Origin of the sequence: Butyricimonas muris (assembly GCF_046365375.1) — a bacterium.
Classification (GTDB): Bacteria; Bacteroidota; Bacteroidia; order Bacteroidales; family Marinifilaceae; genus Butyricimonas; species Butyricimonas muris.
In genome coordinates this window covers 1-13,646 of the sequence record NZ_JBKEIT010000009.1, presented here as the reverse complement: position 1 = coordinate 13,646, position 13,646 = coordinate 1, and the positions used below count along the sequence as shown (strand labels likewise).

8 protein-coding genes are annotated in these 13,646 nt (G+C 44.4%); all 8 read left to right on the top strand.

Features of this window, described 5'->3' with window-relative positions:
* Positions 1–58: 58 nt before the first annotated feature.
* The gene (locus ACK8P8_RS14865) at positions 59–1,219 is read left to right on the top strand and encodes a FecR domain-containing protein (RefSeq protein WP_369860756.1); all 1,161 of its coding nucleotides are present in this window, start codon (positions 59–61) and stop codon (positions 1,217–1,219) included.
* Positions 1,220–1,324: 105 nt separating this feature from the next.
* Complete coding sequence (locus ACK8P8_RS14860) at positions 1,325–5,014, top strand: SusC/RagA family TonB-linked outer membrane protein (RefSeq protein ID WP_369860755.1); 3,690 nt, start codon at positions 1,325–1,327, stop codon at positions 5,012–5,014.
* 12 nt (positions 5,015–5,026) lie between these two features.
* Positions 5,027–6,700: a RagB/SusD family nutrient uptake outer membrane protein gene (locus ACK8P8_RS14855; protein WP_369860754.1), complete on the top strand. Its 1,674-nt coding sequence runs from the start codon at positions 5,027–5,029 to the stop codon at positions 6,698–6,700.
* Between the two features lie 4 nt (positions 6,701–6,704).
* Positions 6,705–7,670 (top strand): hypothetical protein, encoded by a 966-nt coding sequence (locus tag ACK8P8_RS14850; protein ID WP_369860753.1) that lies wholly within the window; start codon positions 6,705–6,707, stop codon positions 7,668–7,670.
* A 91-nt stretch (positions 7,671–7,761) separates the two neighbouring features.
* Positions 7,762–10,416 carry a zinc-dependent metalloprotease gene (locus ACK8P8_RS14845; RefSeq protein ID WP_369860752.1) on the top strand — a complete coding sequence of 885 codons (2,655 nt, stop codon included), beginning with the start codon at positions 7,762–7,764 and terminating at the stop codon, positions 10,414–10,416.
* 4 nt (positions 10,417–10,420) lie between these two features.
* Positions 10,421–11,536 (top strand): redoxin domain-containing protein, encoded by a 1,116-nt coding sequence (locus tag ACK8P8_RS14840; RefSeq protein ID WP_369860751.1) that lies wholly within the window; start codon positions 10,421–10,423, stop codon positions 11,534–11,536.
* A gap of 35 nt (positions 11,537–11,571) precedes the next feature.
* Entirely contained in the window at positions 11,572–12,954 is a 1,383-nt protein-coding gene (locus ACK8P8_RS14835) for a TolC family protein (RefSeq protein ID WP_369860750.1), read from the top strand.
* A 29-nt stretch (positions 12,955–12,983) separates the two neighbouring features.
* Positions 12,984–13,646, top strand: a 663-nt coding sequence (locus ACK8P8_RS14830; protein WP_410026013.1) for an HlyD family secretion protein, incomplete at its 3' end; no start/stop codon positions are given.

Below are 13,646 nucleotides of genomic sequence, written 5' to 3'. Positions count from 1 at the left end.
TTCAAAAAGTTGTCATCTCTTTTTCGTTCTTCTGGTATATATATAAAAACGAATCAGTATGAATGATAAAATTTGGCAATGGATAGGTGATTATTGTTCCGGCGTCTTGAATAAAGAGGAGGAACGGGAATTGCGCACGTGGATGGGGGAGTCGGAGGAGAACAAGCAATATTTTATGGAGGGAGTGAAAATGGTACGGGAGTACCAGGTTGTTGCTTGTTTGGACGAAAACGGTTCGGGTGTGTTGGAACGAGTGCGGGAAAAGGTTCGGGCACGCGGGAGGAGAAAGGTATGGGTTCAGGTTTCGGCTGCAGCTTCCGTGGTGATTTTGCTTGTTGGGGCGCTTTTGTTGTTTTATTCTCCGGGTGGCAAAGAGATGGCACCGGTGTTGGCTAAAGTTCAGTCGGGAGGAATGAAAGCTACTTTAACGGTGGCGGACGGGACACAAGTTGATCTTACACGAGATAATTTGCAAGAGTTAATCGGGCACTACGGGGTGGTGGTCGTGAAGAATGAAGAGAATGAGTTACGGTATGATTGTGTGGAAAACGAAGGAAAAGAAGAGAAACCGGTATTCCACACGATTTCTGCTCCGGTTGGGGGTGAGTATCATTTTACTTTGGCAGATGGTACTATGGTGTGGTTAAATTCCTCTTCTCAATTGACATTTCCCACTCGATTCACGGGTGATACTCGTGAAGTGAGCGTCAAGGGGGAAGTGTATTTTGAAGTATTGCATGACAAGGATAAACCTTTTATTGTACGAGTGGATGACGTGAGCGTGCGGGTATTAGGGACGAAATTTTGTGTTTCTGCCTATCCTGAAAATGAAAGTATCATGACGACTTTGGTACAAGGGGCGGTGAGGGTGACGTCCGGGAATGATTCTGTGGTATTGGAGCCGGGTTATCAGGCTGTGGTGAACCAACATAGCGGGGCAATAAGCCGGCGGGCTGTCGAACTCTCGTTGTACACTTCATGGGTGAAGGGAATATTCGAGTACGAGAATATGAAATTGAGTGATATTATGATTCAACTTGCCCGCTGGTATGATGTACAATTCATTTTCTCTTCCCCGGAGTATAAAGAACGTCGTTTTACAGGTGTGATTCGGAAATACGAGGATTTGAATGATGTGCTGGATATGATAGAAAAGACTACAAACGTGAAATTTATTATAAATGGAAGAGATGTGACGATAACTTCAGTGACAAGATGAAAGAATGAAAAAACGGGAAATGTTCCCAGCATCTCCCGTTTTATTTGAAATTTGATGGCAGCCTTCGGTAAAAGGCTACGTTTATTAATCAAAGTACCCAAATGTATGAAAAAAAGACGAAATTTTGAACAATCCTCTCCGGAAAATGTGAGAGGGAAAATTTATTTAGTGATGAGATTGACTTTGTTTTTGACTATGTTCTTTTCTTTTACGGCGATAGCTAACGTGTCGTCGCAATCTGTGACGTTGAAATTAGAAAACGCAAGTTTAAGGGAAACGATTAAAGAGTTGAAAAATCAGACGGGAGTTTATTTCGTTTTCAACGAGGAGGAAGTCGCTAACTTAAAGGTGAAATTGAATATGGTATTGACCGATGAGCCTTTTGAAAAAGCATTGGAACGTATTTTCAAGGATTTGCCTTTTAGTTATGAATATCTGAAAGGAGTGGTGATTATAAAACCGAGTCCTTTGAAAGATGATGAGGTGAAGTTGAAAATGGTTAAAGGAAAAGTGATGGACACGGAGGGTTTTCCTCTTCCGGGAGTGACCGTTCAGGTGAAGGGAAGTACTAGTGGTACAGCCACGGATAAGGACGGGAAATATAAATTGCTTTTACCGGAGGAACGGAATCTGACGCTTGTATTTTCCTTTATTGGAATGGAATCTCAGGAGTTGAAATATACAGGTCAGGATTCGATTAACGTGGTGATGAAGGAAACTGCTGCCGAGTTGGAAGAGGTGGTGGTGAGCACGGGATACACGAGCCAGAGTGTGCGGAAAATTACCAGTGCGGTTACCACGGTGAAGGCGGAGGATGTCGTGTTGCCCGGGTTGCAGTCGATAGACCAGATGTTGGAAGGGCGTGTTCCGGGGATGATATTCATGCAAAACACGGGGCAGATTGGGGCGGCACCCCGGTTGAGGATTCGCGGAACTTCCACGATATTGGGTTCTCAGGAACCGTTATGGGTGGTAGACGGAATCGTGCAGACGGATCCCGTGAACGTGGACCCGAGTCAACTTAACGATTTGGATTTCGTGAATTTGTTGGGTAACGCTATATCCGGGTTGAATCCGGAGGATATTGAGCAGATAGACGTGTTGAAGGATGCTTCGGCAACAGCAATTTACGGGGCACGTGCGGCTAACGGGGTGATTGTTATTACCACGAAGAAAGGGAAGGCGGGTCCCCCTCGTTTCAGTTATTCCGTGTCGGGCAGTATCACCCGTCGTCCACATTACTCGGACAAGAGCGTGAATATGATGAATTCGACGGAACGGATTGCTTATTCCAGGGAGTTGATACAGAAGAGAATTGAATATCCCACGATTGAAACGTGGGTGGGGTACGAGGATGCCATGAGAAAATATTGGAATGGCGAGTATTCGTACAATCAGATGGCTGATGTTGTCGGTTACTATGAATCTTTGAACACGGATTGGTTTGATATTCTCACGCAGAACGCTTTCACGCATAAACACACGTTGAGTGTTTCCGGCGGAGCTAATCAGTTCGGTTATTATGCTTCCTTGGGATATAGTGATATAAAGGGAACCGCGAAAGGGGAGTCGAATAAAATGTATACTGCGAACGTGAAACTGACTGCCAATTATAACCGTTTTGCCATGCAATTCGGGCTTAATGCCAATATTCAGGAGAAGAAATACACTCCTGACGACGTGGGGCTGGTGAATTACGCCTATAACACGAGTCGTGCCGTGCCGGTATATGACGGGGATGGCGGATTGCTGTATTATAATCGCCCCTATGCAGCTCCGACAAGAGCGGATGGTGATGAAAACCAGTTGGCTGCTTTTAATATTTTGAATGAGATTGCCAATACATCGCAGGATATTAATTCCAGTGGAGTAACGTTGAATGCCACGGTGAATTATAATTTATTTGATTTTTTGAAATTAAGCACGACGCTTTCCTATACGTTGAATCACACGGAAATGGATGTTTATCATGGAGAGAAGTCGTATTACGCGGCTTGTTTAAGGCATGATGGCGGAACTTCCTCTTTATTGCCGGTCGGTGGAGAATTAAAAGAGAGTAACACCCGGAATAACAGTTATATGGCTCGAGCTCAGTTAGATTTTAATCATTATTTGGATCAAGTCCGGAAGCATTTGGTGTTTGCTTCGGCTGGATGGGAAGTTTCTTCAAATAAATACACGGGAATAAGTCAGACTTACCGGGGATACGTGCCGGAACGCGGATTAAAGATGACAGCCGTTGACTTGGAGAAATTCCCGTATTACGGTCAATGGACGCAGACGGCTGAGGCTTTAGGTCAACGCACGCATCAGTTAACGAATTTGATGTCGGTTTATTTTTCGGGATCTTATTCTTATAATGACGTGTATATGTTCAATGTAAATGGACGTATGGATTATTCCAACGCGTTCGGGAGCCGGAGTAACGAGAAGATATTGCCTATATGGTCTGTTTCGGGACGTTGGAATGTAGCACAGGATATTTTGAAGGATGTGCATTGGGTGAATGATCTTTCACTGAGGGCTTCTTTCGGTTACCAGGGAAATATGTTAGAGGGGGAAGGTCCCGATATGGTGATTCAGCGGGGAACGATGGATCCTTATTTTAACGAATATAAGTCGACGGTGTATAAGTTTGCCAATCCTTTCCTGAAGTGGGAAAAAACGGCTTCGACAAACGTGACTCTTGATTTTTCGTTGTTTAATAGTAAGGTGAATGGTTCTGTTTCCTATTATTTTAAGAAAACGAAAGATGCTTTCTTGGAAAAAACGGTATCAGAGATTAACGGGGTGACAGGTTACATGGTGAACCAGGGTACGTTGAAGAATAAGGGAATAGAGGTTTCATTGAATTTTGTCCCAATTGATCAAATTTCAGCCGGTAACCCGAACGGTTTTCGTTGGAAGCTTGATCCGCAAATAGGTCAAGTTATCAATCAGTTGATCGATAAGGCGATAAAAAATAAAGATGCGACAGTGCAGGATGAGATTGTTTATCAAGATTATCTGGACGGAAGTATCAATATCGCGGGTCGCCCTTTGAATAGTTTTTATTCTTACAAATTTGCCGGTTTGGATCCTGCAGACGGGCGTCCGACATTTCATGGTGTTTCGGACGAAGAGTTGAATAGTTATATCACGATGGATAAAGAAGAGATGTTCAAATCCGTGATGGCTTATTCCGGATGCCGGGTGCCGGATATTCAGGGAAGTGTACTAAACACGTTCACGTATCGCCGCTTCACGTTGTCGGTTAACCTGGCGTATAGTTTCGGCTCCAAGATCCGCTTGTTGCAGTTGTATCCGAATGTATCTTTGGGTAATGGAACTTTAGCCCCGCAACCTCTGGAAAATGTGAGACGTGAATTTTTAGACCGTTGGCAACGACCGGGAGATGAAAAGCACACGAATATACCGGGCATACTTCCGAATTCCGAGTTTGTTAATACAGTGGGAGGAGGAATGCAAGGTGCCAACGGTGTTTGGCCGTCTGAATTGAGGAATAAGAGCTTTGCCGAGAATATATGGCAGATGTATGATAATTCGAATGTTCGGGTCGTGAGTGGGAATTACGTGAAGATGCAGTCTTTTTCTTTCCGCTATAGTTTCCCGGACAGGTTTTGTAAGAAAATACATTTGAAATCTGCCTATGTCGGATTTTCGGGGACGAATTTGTTCACGATTTGCAGTAAGGAGCTGAAAGGGCAAGATCCGACGACGCAAAGCGGTAGCGCGGGTACGATTAATATGTCAATACGTCCGACTTATTCATTTAATTTGAATATAGCATTTTAAAAACAAGTGGTTATGAATAGATATATATGTTTGATGTTTGTGTTTTTCTTGGGGGTGTCTTGTAGCGATTTTTTAGAAGAACAATCTCAGGATCTGGCTTACGTGACTTCCATCAATGATTTGGATGAGTTGTTGATCGGGAGTTGCTATCCGGATTTAGGAACCGGAACAGAGGCGAATGCTTACAGTATAGCTTTGCAAAGCAACGATTATGGCTATTATTTACATGCCATGGATGACGATACGGAGCCTTACGCGGCGAGATATGACGATAATTCTACTTTTTGGCGGGTGGCCGGTTTTCATTGGTGGCAACAAGATCCTTTTTATGCCCGGACTCAAGAAATAGAGGATCTTGCTTGGAAGACTTATTACAAGCATATTGCGGTGTTGAATGCTTTGTTAGTGAGTATTGAAGAGTTTCAAGAAGAAGATAATTATAAGCGCGTGAAGGGGGAAGCGCATTTTTTAAGGGCTTATTATTACTTTATGTTGGTAAATATATATGCCAAACCATATTCGAAGGAAACCGCGGCAACGGATTTAGGGGTTCCTTTGAAAACGACGGAGTATGTTGAAGATATAAAATATGGGCGTGCCACGGTAGAAGAAGTGTACGCGTTGATCACGGATGATTTGAAGGAGGCGATAACTAATTTGACTGGTGTGGAACAGAAATCGGTAAGACGGGCTTCCGTTTTCGCGGCGAATGCTTTGTTGAGCCGGGTTTATTTGTACATGGGGGAATGGGAGTTAGCGGAGAAACAGTGTGACGAGGTGTTAACGCAAGGAATTTTCCGGTTGGAAGATTATAACGGATTGGCTCATGCTTGGTGCGGGTTGAAATCAACGTTTGACCAGTTGGTGCAGATGGGGTACACGGAAGCAATGGCTTTGCAATATTTGCAAATGGCAGCTATTCCTGTAGATTTGACTCAAACTGCGGCGGGAGTGGTTAGAACGACTTCTCCGGAAACTATATTTGCACAAGGACTGAATAGGTTGCATACTTATGTTATGGTACCGAATGTATCGATCGGAGGGGCTCCGGGGGGCGGACCGAGGGGGATTGCGATGTCATACAAAGTATCTGACGAGTTGCGGAATTCTTATGAAGAGGGTGACCGGAGAGCTAGATTGTACCTTCCTGGGGATCAGCTTGCCATGTTTTGGATTTCTTCAAAATACGGTGATTTCTATGAACAAGTGGGAATGAATAATGATGTTACCGCTGATGTCGGGACCATGCGTTTGTCCGAGGTTTATTTAAATAAAGCGGAGGCATTGGCTATGCAGGATCGGGACGGAGAGGCGGCTGCCGTGCTGAAAGAGTTGAGAGATAAACGATTTGAGTCCGGGAAAAGCCATGAAATTACCGAAACGGGTAGGGATTTGATAGATAAAATTCGTTGGGAACGTCGTTGGGAGCTCTGTTTCGAGGGACACCGCTGGTTCGATTTGCGTCGTTATGCCGTTAGTCCTAAATATGCGGATAGTAAGAGTATACGTCACGCCTATTACGAGAATGGCGGGAATAATACCGCGGTACTTACCGGGTATTACGTGTTGGGCACGTACGATGCGGACGCGGAAGCTTACGTGCTGCCGATACCCAAGTACGCGATGGAATATAACGACGGAGTGATGGTAGATAATGTTAGAAAACCGAGAAATTTAAGTGAATAGAATTATGAATAAGTTTTATACTATATTTTTATGCGTGCTGGCGCTTTGTTGCTGGCAATGTAATGACGACGATGATAACGTCGGACCTTCCGGTGAGGATAAGGATTGGTATGTGGTGTATCCTTCCGATGATCCGTTGGATGGGTTGATCTATGATGTTTACACAAGTTATCATGTTCCTGTTTTTTACAATGATACGATCGGGCGGGAAAAGAAAGTAGACCGTTTCGGACAAGAGTGGGTGTCTTATGAAATATTGGATCCGAATTATACGATAGAAAGTGTAATGGCTGGCGTGAAGTATGTGTTGTCGGAGGAGCGGGAGAAGTTGAAGGCCGCGGTTGAATTTCTTCGGGACGGGGCGTTAGAACGTTTGCCGGAAGCCGTTCAACCGAAGTGTTTCTTGTTGGTGGACTCGGTTTATTTGAGGGGTGTCGGTAGTGTTAGCTGGAATATTAATTGGATTCCGGGTGCGATGTACCGGGGTGCCGGATGCACGGTAATCGGAGTCGATACGCTGGGTAAGATGTCGGAAGATGAGAAGTTAGCATTAACTTATGATATTATAGGCGAGGAGTTCGGTGCTTATTTGAGATATAATTATGCCGATACGTTGAATGCTTTCTACCGGTATTCCAATAATTCAGTGTCAACGGGGTCTGCCTATAACGTGAGGGTTTCTAATTATGACTCGGAGGCTGCCGGGGAGGCTTACTGGAAAGAGTTCGGCTTTTTAAATTGCAGTCACGGCAGTTTCTCTTATTGGGATCTTCCGGAGGATTTCCCGGAGGTTATGCCTGATTTTTATAGCTACATGACACCTTCCGAACAGGAGGACGTGAGGGATTTTGTTATAGCTGTATTGACCATGACAGATGAGGAGTTCGAGGCTGAAAACGGAGAATATTCTGTTGTGATGAGTAAATATGAGGTGTTGAAGGATATTGTCAGATCGTTAATGAACCAATAGCCGGGAATTTAGTTGAATGTGTAATTGTTGAAAGAGAGTGAAATATCTCTCTTTCAGGGTAATGTGCGTTAATTTTTAAATAAAAAAATGTATGAAGAAAATTATTGTATTGTTAGTAATGACTTTGTTTGTTTTGCCTTTCGTGCAAGACGCTAATGCTTTAGGGAGAAAAAAGAAAAAGAAGAATGCCACGGAACAAGCTACTCCCGTGAAACCACCCGTGAAGAAAAAGGATCCTTATGCAGAATTGTTGAAAGGGGCTGAAACGGTGAAAGGGAATTTTATCACGTTACATAAAGTGAAAGGTAAAGTCTTTTTTGAAATGCCCGTGAAGTATTTCAATCGGGATATGTTGTTGGCATCGACGATGACAGCATCAAATAATAGTATGTTCTGTTTAAACGGTTTCAAGTCAAAAGATCCCATGCACATTAAGTTCATGATGATCGATAGCACGATATATATGTGTGACGTGAATGTGTCGGCTACTTTCGACGAGAAAGAGCCGGAGCGGATGGCAAAGGTGAAAAAGTTGAATTTTTTGGATCCCATGAGGCGAAAGTTTAAACGGGAAGCCTATAACCCGGATAGTACAGCTGTCGTTTTTGATGCTTCCGTATTTTTTAACGGAGGTGAACCTGCGTTAGCACCGGCGGAAAGTGTGAGTTCCGGACTTTTGCAAGTGTCGGTGACCCCTAAAACGGATTTGACGATCGTGGGTGAAATGAAAGCTTTTGATGACAATATCATGGTGAAATCTACTTTCTCGTATGATTATTCGATGCGTGTCATGATGTTTGATCTGGGAAGCGGTCCTTTAACGATTGAAGCTACCCGTACATTGTTATTATTGCCGGAAGAGAAAATGCGCCCGAGAATATCAGATTCCCGTGTAGGTGTATTCTTAACCGCGAAGCAATATATTTCGAATGAAGAAGACGGTTTGCAGGATTACACGCTGGCTAACCGTTGGCGATTGGAGCCCAAAGATATGGAGGCTTGGAAACGGGGTGAGTTGGTGGAACCGGTAAAACCGATCGTGTATTACGTGGATGATGCTTTGCCGGAATTGTGGCAGAAAGCGGCAAAGGAGGGAACGTTGCGTTGGAATAAAGCTTTTGAGAAAATCGGGTTTAAGAATGTTGTCCAAGTGAGGGATTTCCCGAAAGATGATCCTGATTTTGACCCGGATAACCTGAAATACTCTTGTATTCGTTACGTGCCCTCGTACACGGCAAATGCGATGGGACCATCGTGGGTAGACCCAACAACCGGGGAGATTATTAACGCTTCAGTAATGGTGTATAACAACGTGATAAAATTGAACAATCAATGGCGTTTTGTCCAAACTTCCCAAGTGGATCCTTCCGTGAGAGGAAAGAAGTTACCGGATAATATTGTTTACGAAACGATGGCTTACGTGATCGCTCATGAGGTGGGGCATACGTTGGGTTTGATGCATAATATGTCTGCTTCCGCTGCCTATCCGGTGGATTCATTGCGTTCGGTATCCTTTACCCGGAAATATGGGACTACTCCGTCTATTATGGATTATGCCCGGTTTAATTATGTCGCGCAACCGGGTGACAAGGGGGTGAAGTTGACTCCCCCGGATCTGGGGGTGTATGACGAATATGCTATCAAATGGTTGTATTGTCCGATTCCTGAAGCCGCTACTCCCAAAGATGAAGTTGCCGTGTTGGAGAGTTGGATTGACGAGAAAGCAGGTGATCCGCGTTTCCGTTACGGACGTCAGCAACTGTATGCCCGCGTGGACCCGAGTGCCCTTGAAGAAGATTTGGGGGATGACCCGATTAAGGCCGGGGAGTACGGGATAAAGAATTTGAAATATATTTTGTCGCATTTGGACGAGTGGATTCAAGATGATCCGAATGCCGAACATAAAGCGGAATTGCACAAGGTTATCGCAGAGCAGTATTTGCGTTACGTGAATAATGTGGTGATGAACATCGGGGGGATTTATTTGAACGACGTGAAAGAAGGACTTCCCGGGAAAAAACACGAGGCTGTTTCGAAATCCGTACAAAAAGAATCTCTGAAATGGGCGTTAAACCAATTCAAGAATTTGAATTGGTTGGACGACAAGAAGCTGACGTCCAAATACGAGTTGTCTTTCCCGATTTCGTTTATGGTAGGCAATCAAATCACGTTAAGTATATTGAATGCCGTGATGAACGTGTATGCTGCGGAAGCCGCTACCGGTAGCAAATATTCCGTGAACGAGTATTTTGACGATTTGTATTCAGGTATGTGGGATGCAACACTGAGAGGGCGCAAATTGACCATGCACGAGAAACAAATGCAACGTCAGTTTTTAGCATTGACGATCGGTTTGGTTGAACAGGCTACTTCGGCAGCTAGCGGTGGCGGCGGACAACAACGGTTTGCTTTGGATGCTTATCTGCCTTCTGTGAATGATATGTGTCTTTACGGTTTGGATGAAACCGGGTTGATTTCTCAATATAAAGAGATTTTCCAGAAATTGGAAGAAGAATATGGAACCGGTTATGTGGCGCAACAGATGAATCTGGCTAATTTCGGAAAAGGTTACGGGTGGCAACAGCCTCTTAATGTACGTGCAATTGCGGATTTGGAAACTTATTTTTATAAAATGGGAATTAAGGTAGCAGTTCTGTTGTCAAGCCGTATGGATACCTTGCCGGTAGAAGACAGACCTCATTATCAAAAGATATTGTTTGCTTTACAGAAATTAGCGAAAAAGTAAAGATATGAAAAGTAGTATATGGATATGTTTGTGGATTATATCCTTTTTGAGCGGTTGTAAAAGTACCCCGTACGGCTTTGCCGTACGGGGGTATGCCGCAAGAGTTGATGGCAAAAAGGTCTATTTGCTTGCGGATGCAAACTTTAGGTCGGTTCAAGGTAAGAAAATTGATACGTTGGGAGTTGCCGTTGTAAAGGATGGCGAATTTTCTTTCCGCGGATCGGTTGATAGTTTAACCATAGCACAGATCAGTATTGACGGACTGGGGGGAGGATTCCCGATTTTCTTGGAAAATAGGGAATTTGAGGCGAATATGGACTTCGGAAGATTGGAAGGTACTTTGATTACCGGGGGAAAGGAGCAGGGCGTGTATAATCTTTTTTGGGATATTGACAAGAAACTTTTTATCGAGGGAGGAAAATTACGAATCGCAAGGAATAAAAGTGTAGCGGAAGATTTGACACGAGAGGCGGAAGAGCTTACGCGAAGACTTGAAAATTTGGAGGAAGCGATGGATCGAAAGGAGAATGAGATACTTTTTCAAAATCCGGATGCGATAGCTTCTGCTTATCGATTGAAAATGAAAATCACTAAATTGTCATTGAAACAGTTGGAAGAAAAATTCGCTTTACTCGGACCGAAAGCAAGAGCCGCAACGTATGGTCGTGAAGTGGAGGATCGGATTCGGCGATTGAGGGCCACGACTCCCGGGGTACAGGCTCCGGATTTTACGGCTATGACGCCGGAGGGGAATCGCATTTCTTTATATGATATAAAAGCAAAATATAAAATTATTGAATTTTGGGCTTCTTGGTGTGGTCCTTGTCGTGCGGATATGCCGAATATGGTAGAAATTTATAAAGAATTTCATCCTAAAGGTTTGGAAATTCTAGGGGTTTCGTTGGATGGGGATTTGGAGTCATGGAAAAAGGCTATTCGGGCAGATGGGCAGAGTTGGTTGCATTGTTCCGATCTCGGGTTCAAGCAAAGTGCTTTAGCTCACTTGTACGTGATAAATTCAATTCCGCAGACCTTGGTACTGGACGAGAATAATGTGATCGTGGCAAGAGGTTTGAGAGGAGAAGAGTTAAAAGCCAGACTGAAAGAGTTACTTCCTTGAATATGTGGTTGAAAGGAGTCAAATTATTGGAGTTTATGAGAAAAAGAGCGCTCCTTTTTTGGTGTATCATGTTGTTGAGTGTTTTGCTTCGGGGACAGGAAGTAGCAAAGATGGGGCAGCCCGAGAAGGAAATCTCGATAGAAGAATGCCAGCAATGGGCAATGGATAATTATCCTGCGATACGGCGGTATGGTATGTTGGAACGGATAAGGAAATACACGTTGTCGAATATTTCGAGGGTGTATATGCCGGAGTTCGGTTTGTCAGGAATGGCGTCATGGCAATCAGAAAGGATGGAGCTGGACTTGAAGATGCCGGATAAGATGAATGTCAGCATGGATTTGAGTGAGGTAGAACAAGCTCAGAATTTTAATTTGTCGACGGTGAATATGCCAATATCTATTCCCCCGATAACGATTCCCGTGAGTGATCGGGATCGTTATGGGATTTCACTGTCCTTGAAGCAGACGTTGTGGACAGGAGGGAGAATGAAAGCCGGGAAAGAGGTGGTGGAACGGGAAATTGACATGATGCGTGCCGGGTTGGATGTGCAGTTGTACGAGATCAAGGAAAGGGTGAAACAATTATATTTCGGTTTGTTGATAATAGAGGGAAGAGTGAGGCAGTTGGACCGGACGGATGAGGTTTTGGATAACCTGCGGGCACGAGCGGAGGTCGGGTTGAAAGAGGGAGTGGTTTACGAAACGGATTTGGATGTGATTGACGTGGAACGAATAAAGTATAAGCAAATGCGTGTAGAGTTGGAAGCCAAGCGAGAGGCTTGCCTGAACGTGTTGTCGACTCTGGTTCACCGTCCTTTGTCGAGAAAAACCAAATTACGGATACCGTCGGTAGAGGTCGGAATGGACGGGAATGAGATCAAAAGACCGGAATTGAGATACTTGGATAGCAAGGTCAAACGGTTGGATGCCGATTTGAAAATGCAGAATGCCGAGAATATGCCGAAGTTGGGATTGTTTGCTATCGGCGGGTATAGTAAGTCAGGATTGAGCACGTTTGATAGTGATTTTAAACTTAATTTTATCGGAGGTGTGAGGTTGAGTTGGAATTTCGGGAAGTTGAATACGTTAGGCAATGACCGAAAATTGGTGAAGGTACAACAGGAGAGCGTGAGAAATGAGCGGGAAAGTTTTATCTTCAACACGAGGATAGAGGTGTTGAAGCAGGATGCGGAGATTAGGAAATTGCAAGAGTTGGTGAAGAGTGACGAGGAGATTGTGCGTTTGCGGGAGAGTATCCGGCAGGCATCCGAAGTGAAATACATGAATGGGGTGTACACGATCTCGGAGTTAATCACGGATGTGAATCAAGCGTTGATAGCGCAGCAGGAGAAGGTGTTGCGGGAGGTAGAATTGCAGATGATGGTTTACTCGAAGAAGGTAATATTGGGTTTATAAAGTTCATAAGGTTTGTAAAGTTTATAAAGATGAAAAATGCGGTATTAGGTTTGGTGGTTTTAGCTTGGTTGGGAGTTGGTTGCAAAGACAAAACGGAGGAGCGGGATGCGTCGGGAATGTTCGAGGCGAGGGAGGTGGTCGTGTCGTCGGAGATAAGTGGAAGAGTGGAGCGTTTGGAGGTGATGGAGGGGGATTATATTGAGGCCGGCAAAGTGGTAGGATTGATTGACACGATGCAGTTGCATTGGTTGAAAGTTCAGGCTCAACAGGCGGTGAAAGTTGTGGAAGAGCGAATACCGGATTTGGACAAGGTACTGGAAGTGTATCGTTTGAAAGTTGAGAAAGGAGAAAGGGAATTGAAAAGGGTGGAGCGTTTACTGGAGGGGAAGGCGGCTACACGGAAACAGTATGATGACGTGAAGGCGATGGTGGACGAGGGGCGTTCGGTATTGGTGGGACAAACACATCAGGCAGAGGTGATGATTGCCGGGGCAAAGGCGGAAAGTGCGGCAATGGTTTTGAAAATAGAGCAAGTGAACGATCAGATTCAGCGTTGTATTGTGAAAAATCCGATATCGGGAACGGTACTGGCGAAGTACACGGAAGAGAAAGAATTGGCAGCCCCGGTAAAGGCTCTGTATAAAATCGGGGATTTGAAAAACATGACGCTTCAGGTTTACTTGGAAGGCGGG

Bases quoted from the DNA above. Each gene is read 5' to 3' on its own strand.
- ACK8P8_RS14865 (WP_369860756.1), top strand. From the start codon at position 59: ATGAATGATAAAATTTGGCAATGGATAGGTGATTATTGTTCCGGCGTC.
- ACK8P8_RS14860 (WP_369860755.1), top strand. From the start codon at position 1,325: ATGAAAAAAAGACGAAATTTTGAACAATCCTCTCCGGAAAATGTGAGA.
- ACK8P8_RS14855 (WP_369860754.1), top strand. From the start codon at position 5,027: ATGAATAGATATATATGTTTGATGTTTGTGTTTTTCTTGGGGGTGTCT.
- ACK8P8_RS14850 (WP_369860753.1), top strand. From the start codon at position 6,705: ATGAATAAGTTTTATACTATATTTTTATGCGTGCTGGCGCTTTGTTGC.
- ACK8P8_RS14845 (WP_369860752.1), top strand. From the start codon at position 7,762: ATGAAGAAAATTATTGTATTGTTAGTAATGACTTTGTTTGTTTTGCCT.
- ACK8P8_RS14840 (WP_369860751.1), top strand. From the start codon at position 10,421: ATGAAAAGTAGTATATGGATATGTTTGTGGATTATATCCTTTTTGAGC.
- ACK8P8_RS14835 (WP_369860750.1), top strand. From the start codon at position 11,572: ATGAGAAAAAGAGCGCTCCTTTTTTGGTGTATCATGTTGTTGAGTGTT.